Raw genomic sequence first — 18,132 nt, 5'->3', positions numbered from 1 at the left:
GTCTCCTTTTTTCTAATTAAGAAAAGCTTTCCATAAAGTTCAATCGAACTTTAGGAGAGCTTCTTTTTTTATCTACACAAGGGTTTCAAGTTCTCACTTCTAGTAAAATTCTACTCTTGTGATGCTTCCTGTATTAAAGGCATCCCAGCTTCAACTAAACGTTTGTTTCGAATGAAGAAAACGGACAGTATTACAGTTAACACCCCTGTTCCAACAAGGAGCCATTCAATCTCAATTACATCCGCGAGCGGACCGAATATCAGCATTCCGATTGGCATCATGGAAGTCGATATCATACCGAAGACTCCGAATATGCGTCCCAAGTAATCCGGATCTACCTTCTCTTGTAGCATTACGGTTGTCGGTGTATTAAAGACGGGCATAGCTACGCCGAAAATAGCCATCATAACCAAGTAGATCCAAAAAACAGGTACAATACCCAAAGCGAACGTACATACACCCATAATTAAGCTAGCAAAAGTCATCGTATATACTTTGTTTCGAAAGCCGCCCCATGAAGCAATAATTGCTCCGCCAGCCATCATACCGATAGAAAAAGCAATTTCAATGGCTGTTAATCGCCAATAATCATCTCCGAAGCTGCGTGTCACTTGTAGCGGTGTTAAAAATGCAGCCGGTGCCATCAATACGAAGAAAAAGGCGAAAAAAACGAAAAAAGTTTTGAGAAAGCTGTGGGTTTTAATATAGCTTAAACCCTGTTTAAAATCGTCCAAATAGCTTGTCGTTTGTTTATCAGTCGCTTTTTTATGCAACGGTATTTTCAAAAAGAAAGATAATGTAAAGATCGCTATCGCCGCTGTGATAACATCGATAAAGAAAATGACCTCAATTGTTGCCAATGAAAGCAATGACGCGCTAACGATAGGTGCAACAAACATCATTAGTGCTTGAAGACTTCCGTTAATCCCATTTACTTTCGTCAGCTTATCCTCTGGTACAATTTGAGGTAATATTGCCCCAACCGCAGGTGATTGAACCCCAGCTCCGAGCGCACGAACTGCAGCAATGGCGAACAACAACCATATCTCATCATAACCAAGCAAAAATGTAATGGCTAAAATCAGTGTAACAAAGGCAATCATGGCATCTGCTATCATAATAAGATATTTCCGGTTGAAACGGTCCGCCCATACACCTGCAAACGGTGATAATAAAAAGGTAGGAATGAATCCACAAATAATAAATAATGTCATCATCATACCTGATTTTGTTGTAAGCGTAACGTACCACATAATAGCATATTGAACTAAAGCAGAACCGAATAACGAAAATGTTTGACTACTTAGAAAGATAATTATATCCCGTTTCCAATGTTTTTTGTTTTGTGCTTCGTTTGGTATCACTATAACTTACTCCCCCATTTTTAAAAAGTATCATTCATTCCCCATTCGCCTATTAAAATTAATTACCAAATCCGGTACTTCTAATTCTATGTACAAAAATTTTATATAAATCACATTTCTAGAATAGCACAGAAATATTCACCCCACCATTCAGCCAGCATCTTAAAATTAGCCTGTGCACACAAAGAGCCGGTATCCCCCTCTTTCGAGAAGCCACCGGCTCTTTTTTACGTCTATTTCATTCTCCGTTTATACACTCGCATTGCGGAAGCCCAGAAAAACGCAAGTATTGCTAAACTCCATAATACCGCCACAAGCGTAGTTTTATCTGCCGTTCCTCCGAGTAAAAGAGAACGAATACTCTCGATAAGCGGTGTCATGGGCTGATATTCTGCGAATACGCGTATAGCCGAAGGCATGCTGTCGGTCGGCGCAAAGGCAGAACTAACGAATAAAAGTAACATCAAAATGTAAGAAAATACTCCTGCTCCTTCAAATGATTTAGCAAGCAAGCCGAAGGTGACGGCAATCCAAGTAAACGCAAGTACGCTAAGCAACAAAATTCCAATGGCTAATACCCAGCCGAGCACATCTGCTTTCGGCCGAAATCCCATTCCGAAGGCAACAAGGAAAATGGCAAGCAAGGAAATGACGTTAAAAACTAATGAAGCAACCACATGACCGCCTAGAATAGAGGCTTTTGCGATCGGCATGGAGTGGAAACGCTCGAATATGCCTTTCGTGAGATCGTTATTGATACGAAGAGAAGAATAAGCCACGCCACTAGCAATGCAAAAGAGCAATATTCCGGGCACAATATAATTGATATAGCTTACATCACCGGTGTTCATCGCTCCACCAAAGATGTAAACAAAGAGCAGCATGATCATGATCGGCATGGCGATGACGGTAATAATCGTGTCGATGCTACGTGTGGAATGGCGAATGACACGCCCACTCATGACGGCGGTATCGCCTAGAAAATGAATGAATTTCATCGGGAGTCCTCCTTTTTGCTAGTGACGATCGCGAGAAAAACATCCTCAAGCGAGGGCAGTTTCTGCGCAAACTCGGCAATTTCTATGTCAGCTTCCGCTGCTTTCGTTAGCAGTCGCATCATCTGTCTCGTACTTCCGTCTGTAATGACTGAGAGCGTGAGATTGTTCGAATCTGCAGTCGCGTTAAATTCCTTCAACAGATCTTGTGCTTGATTTAGCGTTGTTTCATTGTCGAATCGAAGCTCGATATGACCCTTAGGCAATCTATTTTTTAGCTCCGCGGGACTGCCGCTTGCCACGATATGACCTTCATGTAAGATCGCGATTTGATCGGCTAGATGGTCAGCTTCCTCTAAATACTGCGTAGTTAAAAAAACAGTGACACCTGATCTCGCTAAATCCTTGATCATATCCCACATAGCAAGACGCGCTTGCGGGTCAAGTCCGGTGGTCGGCTCATCGAGAAAAATGACCGAAGGGTTACCCAATAAGCTCATGGCCAAATCCAAGCGCCGACACATCCCTCCGGAGTACGTGGAGATTCGGCGATCGGCGGCATCGAGCAAGTCAAAACGACGTAATAACTCCTCGGCTTGTTTGTCAGGATCGGGCAAATGGCGGAGTTTGGCCATCATTCGCAGATTCTCGCGTCCGGTCAGGATATAGTCAGCGGTGACGCTTTGTCCTGTCAGGCTGATCTCCTTACGTACTTGCTCTGGTTGCTTAGTTACGTCGGCTCCATTAATCTTTGCGCTTCCGTTGTCGGGCTGGAGCAGGGTGGCAAGAATTTTGATCATAGTGGTTTTACCCGCACCGTTGGACCCTAGAAGAGCAAAAGTTGAACCCTTCTGAACAGTGAAGTCCACCCCCCGCAACACTTCCACGTTCTTATATGATTTTTTGAGGCCTATTACTTCAATCGCCCAATTGTTCGATGTCATCCTAATCCCCCCTATCTTCCAAGTTTTTTGTGAATGGACTCGTTCATTTTGGCTCGCATTTTCCCTGTCCAAGTCTGAGCGGAAACGTCCTCGAGCAGCCCGTCACAGAACGCCATTACGTCATTCCCTACGATCTCCAGAACATCTCGACCTTCAGCAGCTCCCATCTCAAACATGTCAAGCATTTCGGGAAACAGGTTGATGACGCTAGAATCGTTAGTTGAGAAATTCAGCATGTAGCGCGATGCGATATTGTAAACTTCTCGGTAATCGTTCGGGAGCGCTTTTGAACGTTTTACGCACTCTTTATAAGCCTTTTTTTGTTCACGTAAATCTTTAAATTTAGCGAGCATGTTCTTATACACGGCTATCCTCCTTCAGTTGGGTAAGTCTTGACGAAACATATCCCCATTTCTCCCAAAACATGGACAGTTCCCGCCATCCCTCTTCATTTAAACTATAAAATTTCCTTGGTGGTCCTATTTCGGACGGTTTTTTCTCTATATCGACGAGTTTATTTTTTTCTAACCGTATCAAGATGGTGTAGACCGTACCTTCAACAACATCTTCGAAACCGAGCGCATTTAGCGTTTTTACGATTTCATACCCATAGGTTTCTTTCCGGCTGATGATTTCAAGTACACAGCCTTCCAAAACTCCTTTCAGCATTTCTGTTAGGTTATCCATTTAAATCCTCCAATGCTACTCTGTATTGCTTAGTACCACTATATAGTAACACCGAGTAGTGGAATTGTAAATAGGAGGAAAAGCGGATTGCTGAAAATAAATACGACAGCAGTAGGGACTGGATTTGGTATGAGTGGAAAGCATTTGCTTTAAGTCAGTAACAATAAAGAAAGCCCGCGCTGGGCACGGGCTTTCTTTATTGTTACGAGGTTCTTCGACATCGACAAAACTATTTATACGGGTCAGCAATTTCTTCCCATTGACCAGTGAAGACATCCACTTTTATCGTGAACTCCCTGCCGCCTTGCCTAACATTACTGAACAAATAACCATCTCCAATAAAGCCGGAAATCCAATCCTCATCTATTGGCTCGAAGCCTTCTGTATCAAAGATTGGCTGAAGTAACTTATACAGCTCCTTCTTGTATTCCGTACCGTTAGATATGTTCCACAGATCTATCGCTTCTCGATTCACAAGGCTTCTCACTGGACTGCCAGAAGTTGTATCATGAACCGTTCCGGTAAGAGGATTAATTTTATAGCTAAGGCCTTCCCCTACGCCATTCGGTGGATCCATAAAATTAATCGTGTATTGATCGCCTTTTTTACCAAAAGTCCAGCCGCTAGCTGGAAGCTTTTTTTCCAGCAAGGACTTAATATCCTGTTCACTGAGCGGAGGAGAAATAAACGACCCATAGTACATCTGTACACTCTCAATGGTCAATTCCTTGCCGTAAACGACAATAACTTCAAGCGGAAACTCAGAGATGGATGCTGCACCTGCCAAACGAGCTACAATACGGTCCCCATCAAGCTCATACGAAACTACGGCGCCAAATCCAATCTTCTCGCCCCAAGCCCCCTCAGTGTAATCATACACTTTAGTCAAATGCTTTCCGTCTAGTTCAGCGGATACGTAAGTGTGGTTATTCCGGTGTGTAATGGAGGATTTCACCCTCCGATTTAGCGTCTTGACCGGGTCCTCTACCACAAGCTCTTCCAGAGTGACAGGCTGGAGCACATGAATCTCACTCATTGAGAGCCCTGTTCCAGTGCCGGTAGTAATACGAATAAAGATTTCTTTAGTACCATCCCCGTTAAGATCAGCTTCTTCAATGGAAGGAGGCCGCGTTTCATCTTCACCGGCATTCCACAAAAACGTTCTGTTAACCTCACCGCGCACATCTACCGTGACTTCATGCAAAAGTGCATGCTCAGCCGTGGGCTTTGCAGTTACAGTAATTCCGTTCTTCTCCGCTAATAGGGTTCCTTTGGGATCGATTGCAGTTGAATCTTTAGTCTGAGAAGCTGACGGGATAACAACACTCTTCTCCGGGGCTGACGTAGAACTCAGCTTTGCCCCAGTCAAGGTACAGCCACTTAAGACCATAATTACTGTTAACCCCAACACCGTGTTTTGTGCTGTGATTTTTTTATGCCTGGTGATCATGGTTATCCTTCTTTTCATTTCCTTCTTGCTGCTTGAAATGCCGGCTGCACCAGCCACTCGGATTGGATCGGTCAATGTTTCTAATAGTTTAAGAAGAGTCCGTGCGTAGTCTTTGTGGTGCCCCGATGCAAGATGCTTTAAAGCCAGCGCATCACAGGCGACCTCTTGATCCCGTTTCATTTGGCTAACGGCATACCAAAGCAACGGATTGAGCCAATGCAGGGCCAGCAGCAGTCCTGTCAGCAGATTCAGCGAAATATCACGACGTTTCACATGCGCCAGCTCATGCAGAAATATATGACGCAGTTCGTTTGCCTCCAGCGTGTGCAACATGGATGTCGGCAGCAGCAGCTTGGGGCGCATAACACCAAGCAGTGTGGGCACGGCAATCTGCTTCGTCTCTACCAGCTTCACTGGGCGCCTTACCTTCATCTCTCGTTGACACGTTTCGAACAACCACAGGATATCTGCGGAACGGATCTCCGGTTCCCGTCGAACCCGTGCCGTGAATCGCAGCTGCTCACGAACCGACAGACTTATCATTACCACTGCTCCGCTTAGCCAGATCAGAACCAGCAAATGCATCGGCGTCCAGCCTGTATTGGATGTCTCAAATGGATCGTAGATTTCCGGAGTCACCGGTGTCATACTATCTGGTCTCTCGGCTTGCTTTGAAGTTCCTGTTCCTGTTATTTCAGCGACCTTGGTCGAGTCCACCTCTTGAATGTTCATCCCGGACACAGGACCTACATCCGGCTGCGCAGAAGGAATATAGAAAGTCTGAGCTGATTCTGTTTCCAGCGGAAACAAATTAAAAATGCTGAACGCACTTTCCGGTGTCCAAGGGACGGCTAACCTTACGATCAGCGGTATCCACAGAAGATACGTCCAGGTCGGTTTCAATCGATTCTTGAACAAGAAACGGGTTGCCAGGATCAGCAAAGCCAGCACGCTCGCCATAGCGGATAGTGACAATATCTTAACGAACAGATTGTATGCAGCTTCCAGCAAGCGACTCAGTCCTTTCGCTCATCCAAAATTCTCTTCAATTCTTCAATATCTTCTCGGGACAGCTTCTCATTCTGTAAAAAGTTGACTAACATCGGGCGCAGCGTTCCACCGTAGATCCGCTTCAGAAAAGATTGTGTCTCCGATTGGACGCATTCCTCTTCCCGCACCAGTGGGTAATATGAATACACTCTTCCTGTCTGGTTGTAACCGATAGCCCCTTTCTCCGTCAGACGCTTAATCAGCGTCCGCACCGTTTTTGGGTTCCAGTCCCGGCTGCCCTCCAGAGCTTCAACAATCTCTCCTGCCGTGCGCGGGGCTCCAGTCCACAGCACCTTCATTACTTCCCACTCGGCATCCGAGATTTTTGGAATTTCCGTAGACATAATCCTATCCGCCTTTCTTTCTACTGAATGACTACACTTGTAATCCAATGTAAAAAATATACAAGTAAGTCTCGTTTATGTCAACCATAAGTAACAATATGAATCACTATTAACAATGAATGCAGATGTGGGGTTAGTGCAGAACACTATATTTGGGGAGATAATTGTGAATATCCTCTTTTTATAGTTTAAATTAAGGTTGGCCCCTTCACTGACCCGGTGTATGGACAATGTACAAGAAGAATTATGATTACGTACATTAAAAATATTAATACAACTCTCCAAAGAGGTGGAATGTGTGCCTATTAAAAATGGTAATCAATACATCGAACGAATCGATCAGCAAAATATCAATATTTGGTACAAAGGGACGCGTATCGAAGGACCATTATCCAAACATCCTGCATTTCAAGGCCTCATACAAACACAAGCCGAATTGTACAACATGCAGTGTGACGAACGTTATTTAGCGCAGATGACCTACCCTTCGCCTGATACTGGAGAGCTTGTTGGTCTATCTTTTCTCCCACCCAAAAGTGTTGATGATTTAGAACGTCGAAGAAAAATGATTGAACTCTGGTCAAACAGACATCACGGTTTTTTAGGACGCTCCCCAGATTATATGAATACGGCAATCATGTCCCTGTTTACTGCTGCCGATATCCTTGAGGACCTTCATCCGAAATATGCTGAGAACCTCAGGAAATACTATGCCTACTGCCGAGATCATGACATAACTTTATCCCATGCATTCATCCAGCCTCAAGCAAGTAAAATATCCGGTCAAGTTGATGCCACAGAGGATTCTATCGCTGCTAAAGTCGTAGAAATCAAGGACAAAGGGATGGTTGTGACCGGTGCTTTTATGATGGCAACACAAGGGGCTACATGCGATGAAATGCTAGTATTCCCTACGCCTTCACCATCCCTTGTAGATGATGATAATCCCTTCGCATTTGCCTTTGCAGTACCTAATGATCTGCCTGGGATGACTTTTTTTTGCCGTGAAAGTTACTCAGCCACATCTACTTACGACCATCCCTTAAGTTCTAGATATGAAGAAATGGATACGCTTGTTATATTTGACCGCGTACTCATCCCACATGATCGAATATTTTATTACGGAGATGAGATCTACTGTGCCCGATTGTTCGGTGAGAGTCACTTTCATACCCATATGGGTCACCAAATCATCACCCGCTATATTGCTAAGACTGAGTTCTTTCTCGGTGTGCTAGAATCTTTGGCAGAAGAACAAAATGCTGAGCTCGAGTCCTTCACCATTCTGCCGATTTCAAGAATACTGACGTTTCTAGAAACATTCAAAGCGTTAAGACTCGCTTCTGAAGTAGGAGCATCCCACGATAAATTTGGATTTCTTGTTCCTGATAAAGGCCCCCTTCTAGCTTCAACCATTCACTTTTCAGAGTTTTATCCGAAGATGGTTGAAATGGTTCAAAATCTCAGTTCAAGCGGGCTTATCATGATCATCTCTGAATCGGACTTCAGTTCAAGTGCCGGTTCATACCTCCATCAGTATTTGAAGGGTAATGTCTCGGATGCTTGGTACCGAAATGCCTTATTCCGGGTCGCATGGGAACTGGGAGCGGGTGCATTCGGTGGCCGCCAAACCCAATTTGAGCGGTTATTTTTTGGGAATTCAGAAACAATGGCCTGGCGTATGTACAATAGCTACGATAATCATGAATACTTCCGTCAAATCATTCACGAATTTATTTCACCAGAAGACCCCCTCCCTAATTCAACAACAGATGTAGTTTCTAATTGAGCTTTCTTTTTGTATATTTTTCATGTTGAATTGAACTTTTCGAATTGCTCCCACGGCCAGGTGACATGAAATACTATAGCCCTGGCTGGAGCGTTAAGACTTAGAAATCGCACCTAATTATACGAGATCAGTGTTACAATTTTTTCAGCACGAATATTCATCCCTTCAGTTACTCCTTTGTTAATAACCAAAAAAGAAGAGCCAGAGCACTCACAATTGCACCTAACAAACTCACTCCGTTCCAGCCAAAGTAAACATAGATACTCGTAGATGCGATCGACCCAGTGGCGCTGCCAATGGAATAAAAAATCATGTAACCGGCAGTAAGCCTACTGCGTGCCTCAGGTCGCAAAGTAAGGATCATGCTCTGATTGGTGACATGTACGGCTTGTACTGCAAGATCAAGAAGGATAATACCAACGATTAATGCAATAAGAGAATGTTGAACATAACTTATTGGCAACCATGATATGAGCAAAAGAATCAAGGCTACACCTGTGGTCTTCTGCCCTAAACCCCGATCGGCGAGGCGACCTGCTCGCGCTGCTGCTAACGCGCCTGCAACACCTGCGAGACCAAACGCTCCAATTGCAGTATGTGAAAGAGAAAACGGTGGGGCGCTGAGAGGTAATACTAGAGATGTCCATAATATACTGAAAACAGTAAAAATCATCATGGCTAGTGCAGCACGGATTCTAAGAGTTCGTTCCTGAGCAAACAACGTGAACATTGAACGAATCAGCTGTAGGTAAGATAATGATTCTCTTTTATGCTCATAATGTGGCAACACCCGAAACAATACACATGCCATGATTAGTGTTAATACCGCGGAAACAAGGTAGACAGAACGCCAACCTGCTAAATCCATTAATACGCCAGCGAAAGTTCGCGCCAGTAGAATACCAATTACGATTCCACTTGTCACAACACCAACGACACGCCCACGTTCGGCTGGAGCAGCCAAAGTTGCCGCGAATGCAACGAGCGTCTGTGTCACTACGGCTAGAAACCCAACCGCTGCTATACCTATGAACAACACTATACTGCTGGTGGCAGTACCAACGACAATTAAAGCCAATACGGATAGAAGCATCTGTCCAGCGATCAGCCAACGCCGATTTAATAGATCACCCAGAGGCACTAGTAATAACAGTCCAAGTGCATAAAAAATTTGAGTGATTGTAATAACAAGTCCAACGAATGAATGAGAAATACCAAACTCGTTCGAAATAGCGTCCAGTAAAGGTTGCGCATAATAAATGTTAGCAACAACTATTCCGCAGGCGATGGAAAATAAAAGTGCCACATTACGAGATATTATTGATACAGGCACTGGTTCCGACGCTCTAAGCCCTCCTCGTACTTTTTCAGTTTTTTTGACTGTTTGATCCGCTATAATAGCTTTCGATTCCTCAACAGATTCCCCCAAAAATAACGCCTCCTGATTAACTTTTATCAAATTCATACATTACATACCAATCAGTACGTAAATACGTTTGACAAATATAACTCTAAAAAAAGATAACTGTCAAGAGATTAGCTTATAGAACAACCGAAAATTAGAATTCGACTATTTATACGTTCATTTCTTATTGACATAATAATTTTCAAACCATAAAATAATATCATACCGTTCGATATGAAAAGAGGGAGTTAGTATGGCTCGACCACGTGAATTTGATGAGGAAAAAGCATTGGATGCAGCTATGCAAGTATTTTGGGAAAAAGGGTTCGAGGCTACCTCTTTAAGCGACCTGACATCAAGAATGGGTATTCAGCGGCCTAGCATCTACTCTACCTTCGGAGATAAAAAAGGACTATTTGAAGCTGCGTTGCGGAAATATACGAGTTCTCATGCTGCCTATGTTCGTAACAAGCTTCAAAATACTTCTTCTGTTAAAGAGGCATTCCGTGACTTTTTCGAAAATATAGTGACAAAAGAATATGGACAACATCCGAACTGGGGATGCTTTTGCATTAATTCGATGGTTGAACTTTCACCCCACGATGAGAAATTTGAGCTCCTGACAAGAGAACACCAGATGTATCTCTCGGTAATATTTCAAGAAACGATTGATCGAGGTTTGCGCTCAGGTGAGCTTGATTCAACTATTAACGCAAAAAGTTTAGCGCAGACACTAGTCATATCATTAATTGGACTTACTGTGATCATGAAATCCCGTCCTGAAAGATCATTTGTAGATAATTCTGTAAAAGAAATACTTACATTGTTACGATAAAATCAAAAATTAGATATGCAGCTTTTGTAACTTTGAAACTTTAATATGTTTAATAACTCTTCACTAATCCTGTTTTCCTGTCGATAATTTATAGTAGATGGAAAAGTATGGAGGAGCATATGAACACTAATCGCAGAACTGAACCTTTTCGATATACCCTTAAAGAACCTGTAACCCTTGATCTTCATATTCTTAGTATTAACGGAATCCAGGTTCCTTCTAAGCCTGTAAGAGCTGTACTGTTCAACATCAGTCGAACAGGCTGCCACTTATCGTTACCCCTCAACATTAATCCAGAAAATAACCTGGTACGGATTGGTATGGAAATGAATCTTACGGATGAATCTATTTACTTAGAAGGAATTCTAAAATGGAATAGAGAACAGCAGGACTGTTTCCATTACGGTATTCAATTAGACATACCTGAAGCAGACATTGAGTGTCTTCCGAGGGTGCTACGCAGGCTCGCTGGAGAAGGTAAAATATTGGTTCGTTGAGATGTTAACAAAAGAATAGTACTCCATTAATAAAAAAACAAACCCGCGTGTAGACGCGGGTTTGTTACAGTTTTTGCTGCTGTTATTCAAAATCAAGATAATTCCTAACACTTCTACCTTTGTTCTTGAGGTATATCTCGTTCAGGGGTTACTGGTATAACTTGCTCTTTCTCCAGCACCTCTTTTAAATCATCCTGAATTCTTCGATCCCAATGAGGAACACCGGAGCGATATGCCGCTCTGCCTGTTAGGTGGGCGGATAAAGGTGCAGTTATAAATACAAAGACAATTCCTAGTAATAGCTTTGCACTAATATGATTCTGAAAAAATGCAAAATATAGAAATGCCCCAACTAAGACACATAAAACACCGAGAGTGGCACTCTTCGCGGCAGCATGTGATCTTAGATAAACATCAGGTAGCCGTATCAAACCAATAGCACTAACGGCGCTAAGCAATGCCCCTATAAGAATTAACAAGGCAAACAGCAACTCACCTGTAGTCTTGATCATTTCCATTTTCTAGCACCACTCCCTTTTCGATATATCTGGCAAAAGCTGTCGTTCCAATAAAGGAAAGAATTCCAATCAACAAAATAATTTCTATAAAAGCCTGCGTTTGGAGAAAGACAGATAACACGGCCACCATTGCTAGCAGATTAATTCCAATCGTATCTAGTGCAGCGACTCGGTCAGGTAAAGAAGGTCCTTTCACCAAACGCCAAGCACATACGCCTATAGCTAAAGCCATGATTGTAATGGATAGCATAAGAATAAAATGAATCATTAGCGGGTCACCTCCAGTATCGCTCGCTCAAAGGTATCACGGATATTTGCTCTGAACTGTGCAGGGTCATCAACATCCATAGCGTGAATATACAATGTCCGATTATCATCCGACACTTCAAGCACCACCGATCCAGGAGTGAGGCAGAGCATCGTGATTAACGTTGCCACTTCCCAATCCGATTTCAGCTCTGTAGTATATTTGAGGATAGCTGGACGTATATTAAGCTCCGGTCTTAGAACGGCTTTTACCACTACATAACTAGAAACGACCAGCTCCCGCAGCAGCAACAGGATAAGTTTAATGATCGCCCACACTTTTCCAAGATATAACCTGGGCCAAAAGCGTCGCATTCCGAGCAGAATGAGTATACCGAGCAGGAAACCAATGACGAAACGTGGACCAGTCCAATCATTGTGCAGAAACATCCACAGGAATGCTATCATGAAATTCAATAATAGTTGAAAAGCCATAGTATCTACTCCTTCATGACAGCGTTAATGTATAATGCTGGATCGGCCAGTACGGCTCCGGCTTGGCTGACATATCCGTTTACCGTCTCAGCACCTACACCCATCAGAATTACAATCGCGAACAGAACAGCTGCCGGTGCCATCATAGCTTTATAATGAAGCGGTTTGACTTGTTCTTCCCTTTTCTCGCCACCCCAGAATACCTGCTGGAATACCTTGATCAAGGAATATAACACTATGAAGCTTGATGCAAGTGCAATTAGTGCCAGAGCCACATGATTCTGTCCAAATCCGCTACGTACCATCATCACTTTTCCAGCGAAACCACTAAGTGGTGGAACACCAACCAACGCCAAAGTCAGTACGAAGAACATCCAGCCGGTCCACGGATAGCGTCGGATTAAACCACCCATTTCTTTTAAGCGGTCGGTGCCCGATGCTGAGATAATCATCCCGCCCAGGAAAAATAATAATGCTTTGGCAACCATGTCATGCATTAAATAAAACACTACACCATTTAACGAATCCTGAGTCGCGACAGAAATCCCAAAAGCAATAAATCCAACACTGATGATGATATTATAATTAAAAATCCGCCCCAGATCGTTGTAAGCCAGTGCACCGATTGCACCAAGGATCATCGTCGCTCCCGCCATCCAGGCAATCAGTGAATGGGTGAGTCCCGGTTCTTGAATAAAAATCAATGTAAAGGTACGTGTAATGGCATACAATCCCACTTTTGTTAACAATGCTCCAAACAGTGCTCTAACAGCCACAGGTGGTGCACTATAAGAATCCGGAAGCCAGAAAAAGAGCAACAAACCTGCCTTTATCGAAAATACGATCAGCAGCAGGACCGCAATGACGTTCATTACACCGCCTTGTCCCGCCTCTGCTACACGCATAGATAGATGTGCCATATTCAGTGTTCCTGTCGCGGCATATAAATAAGCAAGCGTTGCTACAAACAAGGAAGAGGAAATCACGTTAACTAATACATATTTTAACGTCTCTCTCAGTTGACCTTTGGAGCCACCAAGTACAATTAAAGCGTACGAGGCAACTAACAGGACCTCAAAGCAGACGAACAAATTAAACAAATCTCCGGTGAGAAAGGAGCCAAATACCCCAGTTAATAGAAAATGGAAGAACGGATAGTAATAAAACCTTTCTCTTTCTTTCCCAATGCTGGCGAAGGAAAAAAACAGACATGCCGCACCAACAATAGCACCGACTAGCACAAGTAAGGCCGCAAACATATCGGCAACAAACACAATGCCATAAGGTGGAAGCCATCCACCCATATATAGGGTCTGGATGCCCTTTGTACTTACCTGGTACACAATGATGCCAGAAACCAATATATTTAAAAACACACTGACGGCACTGATAATACGTTGCAGATCCACTCGGTCTTTTAGAAAAATCAGTATAACTGCCGTAAAGGCCGGAATCAGCAGAGGCAGCACTAGCAAGTTGTTCATTGTTGTCTCTCCTCCTTGGTTCCTTCCACATCATCCGTGCCCGTCGAACGGTAAGTCCGGTATGCCAAAACAATGAAGAATGCTGTTACTCCAAAACTAATTACAATAGAGGTCAAAATGAGCGCCTGCGGTAACGGATCTACATACGCCTCCGCTTTTTCACCTAGCAAAGGTGGAGCACCTGTCTTGAGACCCGACATTGTCAGTAGCAGTAAATGAACACCATGGGTAATTAAATTAGTACCCAGCAGGATGCGTAGCAAGCTTTTGGAAAGGACTAGATAAACACCTACGGTAAACAATACGCCGATCGCCAAGGCAACAACAAGCTCCATTAGCTATCCCTCCCGATCGTAAGTATGATATTCATAGTGACACCAATAACAGCTAGATAAACACCAAGATCAAAGAACATTGCAGTGGTTAATTCTGTTTTGCCCATAAGCGGCAATTGGAAATACCCAAAATTTTGGCTCAGGAAGGGTACGTCGAATATAAATGAGCCAACCCCGGTAAGAAAAGCAATCGAAATCCCGATCGCAATTAACTTACGATAATTAATAGGCAGCACTTTCTCAACCATATCCATCCCAAAAGTAATAGCAAGTAGCACCAAACCTGCAGAAGCCATCAAAGCCCCAATAAATCCGCCTCCCGGATTATTATGACCGGCAAAAAACAAAAACAACGAAAATATCAGAATGATAACGAATGCTACTTTAGCTACCGCTTGCAGTAACACATCATCACTTCGGGAATAACGAGGCTTATTATAGGGAACAACCCTCTTCAGTTGGTCTGCTGTACCCTCTCCATCCAACTGCAGCTTGATCATGGAATAAATAGCAAGTGAGGCAAGGCCTAGTACTGTTATTTCAAACATGGTATCAAAGCCGCGGAAATCAACGAGCAGAACATTGACAATATTTTTACCGCCACCCAAAGTATAGCTATTCTCCACATAATATTTCGAGATGGATTCGAACGGACTACTGCCTAGAGCAGCAAGTGCAACCAATGTCATCGTTACGCCCATCCCGATGGAAATAATTAGTTTCAGGAAATGCGCACGAGGTTTGAGCTTCTCTTTTTCCAGCCTAGGCAAATGCCTGAAACATAATAGGAACAATGTAACAGATACCACTTCAACAATCATTTGCGTAAGCGCCAGATCAGGAGCTCTGAACAGAACAAAGAGCAAAGTAACCATATAACCAACCATTCCTGTTAACAAAATGGCTGTTATTCTGGAACGCACAAACGGAATAGCTAAAGCACCTAGAAGCAAAACCATTACAGCAATAACCTCAAACAAAGAAAAAGGAGTATACTCAGTCGTACCAAGTGTAATTGCATCTGAATACCAGACGACACCGCAAATCGTTACGATCAAGAAGGAAAAAATATACATTAAATAATGTCTCATGGAACCAGTCATATAAGAACTAGTCACCCATCTAGACAATTTCTCAACCAGCCGGATTACTCCGTCATAGACTTGATTTAAAGTGTAGCCACTGCCCCATTCTTTATCGACCAGACTTAAGCGGCCATAGATTCGGTATACAGTAATACCAAGAATCACAACACCAAGTGTCATCCATACTTCTGGTGTAAAGCCGTGCCAGAAATGGATATTCACAACAAAAGGTTCCCCGGTCTGCAAGATAGGGTGAATAGCATTCATTGCAGGGATAATAAGTGTATTAGATAATATATTCGGGAAAAAACCGATAAATATAGACAGCACTGCTAGCAGGCACGGGGCAAGCAGAAGTCCAAATGGGGCTTCATGCGGTTTTTTGTCCAGCTTCTCAGGCTGATATTTTCCGAAAAAGGTGTGGAATACCAAAATCATACTGTATGCAAAAGTAAACACGCTGGCAATCCAGGCCAAAACCGGGAAGAGCGTAAACAACGAGGGAATAGAGAATATATCCAAGTTTCGGATATTCAGGACAGCTGTAAAAAACATCTCTTTACTTAAAAATCCTGAAAATGGCGGCAAACCAGCCATGGAGAAACTGCCGATCATCGCTACCGTAAAGGTAACCGGCATAATGGAAATCAGTCCGCCCAGCTTTCGCAGATCGCGGGTACCCGTCTCATGGTCAACTATACCGACCATCATAAACAAAGAGCCTTTAAAGATGGCATGGTTAATAAGGTGAAAGATAGCCGCTGTTGTTGCAGCAGTGTAAAAGACTGAATCTTCCCCTGCATAAAATGCCGCTGCCGATCCCATTCCTAGCAATCCCATAATCAGTCCAAGTTGACTAATCGTTGAATAGGCTAATAGAGCCTTCAGGTCCGTCTGCTTCATCGCCTGGATAGAGCCATAAATCAAGGTGATCAAACCGACGCCTGACACAACCCAGAACCACTCATATTGCCCCGCAAAAATAGGGCTGAAACGGGCGACAAGATACAATCCAGCTTTAACCATCGTTGCTGAGTGAAGATATGCGCTGACGGGTGTCGGTGCCTCCATGGCATCCGGCAGCCAGATATGGAACGGGAACTGCGCTGATTTGGTGAATGCACCTAATAGAATTAATAGCATCGCTGGAATAAACAACGCATGCCCACTAATATCGCCAACCTCGCTCCAAATTTCCCGAATACTAAAGGTGCCTGTCATCACATACAGCATTAAAAAGCCGGCAAACATCGCTAAACCACCAAATACGGTAATCAACATAGATTTAAGAGCACCATACCGCGATTTTTGCCGCCGATGCCAGAAAGCAATCAGCAGAAATGACGAGACACTTGTTAATTCCCAAAAACCGTATAACACCATCAAGTTATCCGAGAGCACAACGCCAAGCATCGCTCCCATAAACAACATTAAATAAATATAAAAAGGGGTCAACGCTTCTTTTCGCTTGTCTAGATAATAAATCGAATAGATAATTACAAGACTACCCATTCCAGTGATTAACAAAGCGAACAGTAAACTTAATCCATCCAGATGGAAAACCAAATCAATGCCTAGGGAAGGAATCCATGAAACGGTTTCATATCCCAAATCCCCTCCTTTAATAACAGGAATCCGGGTTAAAAAATATACAAACAAAGCGAGTGAACCGGGGAAAACAAGCCATCCTCTATGAAGGTTGGATGCTCTCTTGGTCAAAAGTGCGATTACTAAGGCCATTAGAAACGGAACAAGTATGATTACATGCAGCAAAGGCAGTCCTCCTTTTCCACTTGAGCTTATCAAGTTGTGAACTTTAGTACTTACTTTTTTACCAAAAGCCAAAGATCATATGATTGGAAGGGCCCTTAATAATAGGCCCTCATGAAGATAAGGGCACGCCGATTATAAAGAATCGGTCAATGTGCCATCACAAATATGCAAATATCTAGTCTTTCCATCCTCTTGCTCAATTCTGAATAAACCGTTCTCAAATTCTGTGTGTAATTCGTGAAAGAACTTTCCTTTAAGCGAATACTCTCCCTTAGGTTCATCACTGAGCTGATACTCATCCCCGATTTTGACCAGGTAGGCGATTACGCCTTCCTCATGGGTTTCTTCCAGCCCGGCGCGCATCCGTTGAACGGCGACTACATGCAGATCCATCATTTTCATTTTACCAATGAGTTCATTGATGAAATTGCGTTTGGTAAGCTCCTGCCATCGAGTCTGAGCAGATTGTCCAATGACGATCTGTGTAACCTCATTCTTTTCAGCTACTTCTACAATAATATCAGTTGTTTTTCGGCCTTCACGTTTCCGAATGATAAATTCTGCGCCAGCTTCATCGGCAAGACGTTTCCAAACCGTCATATACATTTCTTTGCTCTGATTATATTCATCATTGTCCGAACTATCGACATTTAATACAAACAATGGGGCCCCTATTATTTCAGATAGTTGCACACCACGCCGGATTAAACGCTCCCCATGCGGACCATAATGAACACAAACCATAATCTTTTCATTGTGTATGACCTTCACCCTCCTGTAACATGGCCAAGAAATACAAAAGGAGCCTACTGGCGTTAGGCCCCTTGCGTAAATCT

At 43.3% G+C, this 18,132-nt stretch carries 18 protein-coding genes; 3 read left to right on the top strand and 15 right to left on the bottom strand.

Going from position 1 to position 18,132, the window contains the following annotated elements; all coding sequences use genetic code 11:
- Positions 1 to 110: 110 nt before the first annotated feature.
- The 7 genes from MKX41_RS06110 to MKX41_RS06080 all read right to left on the bottom strand — a co-directional run bounded on the left by MKX41_RS06110 (position 111) and on the right by MKX41_RS06080 (position 6,834).
- Entirely contained in the window at positions 111 to 1,364 is a 1,254-nt protein-coding gene (locus MKX41_RS06110; RefSeq protein WP_340969113.1) for an MFS transporter, read from the bottom strand.
- Positions 1,365 to 1,597: 233 nt separating this feature from the next.
- Positions 1,598 to 2,362 (bottom strand): ABC transporter permease, encoded by a 765-nt coding sequence (locus tag MKX41_RS06105; protein ID WP_042187644.1) that lies wholly within the window; start codon positions 2,360 to 2,362, stop codon positions 1,598 to 1,600.
- Positions 2,359 to 3,303 carry a daunorubicin resistance protein DrrA family ABC transporter ATP-binding protein gene (locus MKX41_RS06100; protein WP_042187642.1) on the bottom strand — a complete coding sequence of 315 codons (945 nt, stop codon included), beginning with the start codon at positions 3,301 to 3,303 and terminating at the stop codon, positions 2,359 to 2,361. Before MKX41_RS06100 ends, MKX41_RS06105 begins: the two co-directional genes overlap by 4 nt.
- Positions 3,304 to 3,314: 11 nt before the next feature.
- A complete protein-coding gene (locus MKX41_RS06095) occupies positions 3,315 to 3,668 on the bottom strand; it encodes a DUF1048 domain-containing protein (protein ID WP_052404266.1) in 354 nt (117 codons plus the stop codon).
- On the bottom strand, positions 3,661 to 3,990 hold the full coding sequence (locus MKX41_RS06090; protein WP_042187640.1) for a PadR family transcriptional regulator: 330 nt from the start codon (positions 3,988 to 3,990) through the stop codon (positions 3,661 to 3,663). Before MKX41_RS06090 ends, MKX41_RS06095 begins: the two co-directional genes overlap by 8 nt.
- 229 nt (positions 3,991 to 4,219) lie before the next feature.
- The gene (locus MKX41_RS06085; protein ID WP_340969109.1) at positions 4,220 to 6,451 is read right to left on the bottom strand and encodes a M56 family metallopeptidase; all 2,232 of its coding nucleotides are present in this window, start codon (positions 6,449 to 6,451) and stop codon (positions 4,220 to 4,222) included.
- 5 nt (positions 6,452 to 6,456) lie between these two features.
- Positions 6,457 to 6,834 carry a BlaI/MecI/CopY family transcriptional regulator gene (locus MKX41_RS06080; protein WP_042187637.1) on the bottom strand — a complete coding sequence of 126 codons (378 nt, stop codon included), beginning with the start codon at positions 6,832 to 6,834 and terminating at the stop codon, positions 6,457 to 6,459.
- Between the two features lie 298 nt (positions 6,835 to 7,132).
- On the opposite strand from MKX41_RS06080, the gene MKX41_RS06075 reads away from it, so the two are divergent.
- Entirely contained in the window at positions 7,133 to 8,623 is a 1,491-nt protein-coding gene (locus MKX41_RS06075) for a 4-hydroxyphenylacetate 3-hydroxylase family protein (protein WP_042187635.1), read from the top strand.
- Between the two features lie 169 nt (positions 8,624 to 8,792).
- On the opposite strand, the gene MKX41_RS06070 is transcribed toward MKX41_RS06075, so the two are convergent.
- A complete protein-coding gene (locus tag MKX41_RS06070; protein WP_445671306.1) occupies positions 8,793 to 10,052 on the bottom strand; it encodes an MFS transporter in 1,260 nt (419 codons plus the stop codon).
- 229 nt (positions 10,053 to 10,281) lie between these two features.
- Between MKX41_RS06070 and MKX41_RS06065 the strand changes: the two genes are divergently transcribed.
- Together MKX41_RS06065 and MKX41_RS06060 are read left to right on the top strand one after the other, a co-directional pair.
- A complete protein-coding gene (locus tag MKX41_RS06065) occupies positions 10,282 to 10,863 on the top strand; it encodes a TetR/AcrR family transcriptional regulator (RefSeq protein WP_340969108.1) in 582 nt (193 codons plus the stop codon).
- A 119-nt stretch (positions 10,864 to 10,982) separates the two neighbouring features.
- Positions 10,983 to 11,360, top strand: a complete 378-nt coding sequence (locus MKX41_RS06060) for a PilZ domain-containing protein (protein WP_042187629.1) — start codon at positions 10,983 to 10,985, stop codon at positions 11,358 to 11,360.
- Positions 11,361 to 11,473: 113 nt separating this feature from the next.
- On the opposite strand, the gene mnhG is transcribed toward MKX41_RS06060, so the two are convergent.
- The 7 genes from mnhG to MKX41_RS06025 form a co-directional block, all read right to left on the bottom strand.
- Positions 11,474 to 11,878 (bottom strand): monovalent cation/H(+) antiporter subunit G, encoded by a 405-nt coding sequence (mnhG, locus tag MKX41_RS06055; protein ID WP_076282804.1) that lies wholly within the window; start codon positions 11,876 to 11,878, stop codon positions 11,474 to 11,476.
- On the bottom strand, positions 11,853 to 12,146 hold the full coding sequence (locus MKX41_RS06050) for a Na(+)/H(+) antiporter subunit F1 (protein ID WP_042187626.1): 294 nt from the start codon (positions 12,144 to 12,146) through the stop codon (positions 11,853 to 11,855). Before MKX41_RS06050 ends, mnhG begins: the two co-directional genes overlap by 26 nt.
- Complete coding sequence (locus MKX41_RS06045) at positions 12,146 to 12,619, bottom strand: Na+/H+ antiporter subunit E (RefSeq protein ID WP_042187625.1); 474 nt, start codon at positions 12,617 to 12,619, stop codon at positions 12,146 to 12,148. The genes MKX41_RS06050 and MKX41_RS06045 overlap by 1 nt, the downstream gene beginning before the upstream one ends.
- 5 nt (positions 12,620 to 12,624) lie before the next feature.
- A complete protein-coding gene (locus MKX41_RS06040) occupies positions 12,625 to 14,103 on the bottom strand; it encodes a Na+/H+ antiporter subunit D (protein ID WP_340969105.1) in 1,479 nt (492 codons plus the stop codon).
- Positions 14,100 to 14,438 carry a Na(+)/H(+) antiporter subunit C gene (locus tag MKX41_RS06035; protein WP_076282807.1) on the bottom strand — a complete coding sequence of 113 codons (339 nt, stop codon included), beginning with the start codon at positions 14,436 to 14,438 and terminating at the stop codon, positions 14,100 to 14,102. Before MKX41_RS06035 ends, MKX41_RS06040 begins: the two co-directional genes overlap by 4 nt.
- On the bottom strand, positions 14,438 to 17,302 hold the full coding sequence (locus MKX41_RS06030; protein WP_340974826.1) for a Na+/H+ antiporter subunit A: 2,865 nt from the start codon (positions 17,300 to 17,302) through the stop codon (positions 14,438 to 14,440). The genes MKX41_RS06035 and MKX41_RS06030 overlap by 1 nt, the downstream gene beginning before the upstream one ends.
- A 126-nt stretch (positions 17,303 to 17,428) precedes the next feature.
- Positions 17,429 to 18,067 (bottom strand): universal stress protein, encoded by a 639-nt coding sequence (locus tag MKX41_RS06025; protein WP_256716289.1) that lies wholly within the window; start codon positions 18,065 to 18,067, stop codon positions 17,429 to 17,431.
- Positions 18,068 to 18,132: the final 65 nt, after the last annotated feature.

The sequence above is a fragment of the Paenibacillus sp. FSL R5-0475 genome, assembly GCF_038004585.1.
GTDB lineage: Bacteria > Bacillota > Bacilli > Paenibacillales > Paenibacillaceae > Paenibacillus_AQ.
This window is presented reverse-complemented; position numbering and strand designations above follow the sequence as displayed.

Bases quoted from the DNA above. Each gene is read 5' to 3' on its own strand.
- MKX41_RS06035 (WP_076282807.1), bottom strand. From the start codon at position 14,438: ATGGAGCTTGTTGTTGCCTTGGCGATCGGCGTATTGTTTACCGTAGGT.
- MKX41_RS06050 (WP_042187626.1), bottom strand. From the start codon at position 12,146: ATGATTCATTTTATTCTTATGCTATCCATTACAATCATGGCTTTAGCT.
- MKX41_RS06060 (WP_042187629.1), top strand. From the start codon at position 10,983: ATGAACACTAATCGCAGAACTGAACCTTTTCGATATACCCTTAAAGAA.
- MKX41_RS06080 (WP_042187637.1), bottom strand. From the start codon at position 6,834: ATGTCTACGGAAATTCCAAAAATCTCGGATGCCGAGTGGGAAGTAATG.
- MKX41_RS06065 (WP_340969108.1), top strand. From the start codon at position 10,282: ATGGCTCGACCACGTGAATTTGATGAGGAAAAAGCATTGGATGCAGCT.
- MKX41_RS06105 (WP_042187644.1), bottom strand. From the start codon at position 2,362: ATGAAATTCATTCATTTTCTAGGCGATACCGCCGTCATGAGTGGGCGT.
- MKX41_RS06040 (WP_340969105.1), bottom strand. From the start codon at position 14,103: ATGAACAACTTGCTAGTGCTGCCTCTGCTGATTCCGGCCTTTACGGCA.
- MKX41_RS06100 (WP_042187642.1), bottom strand. From the start codon at position 3,303: ATGACATCGAACAATTGGGCGATTGAAGTAATAGGCCTCAAAAAATCA.
- mnhG (WP_076282804.1), bottom strand. From the start codon at position 11,878: ATGGAAATGATCAAGACTACAGGTGAGTTGCTGTTTGCCTTGTTAATT.
- MKX41_RS06090 (WP_042187640.1), bottom strand. From the start codon at position 3,990: ATGGATAACCTAACAGAAATGCTGAAAGGAGTTTTGGAAGGCTGTGTA.
- MKX41_RS06045 (WP_042187625.1), bottom strand. From the start codon at position 12,619: ATGGCTTTTCAACTATTATTGAATTTCATGATAGCATTCCTGTGGATG.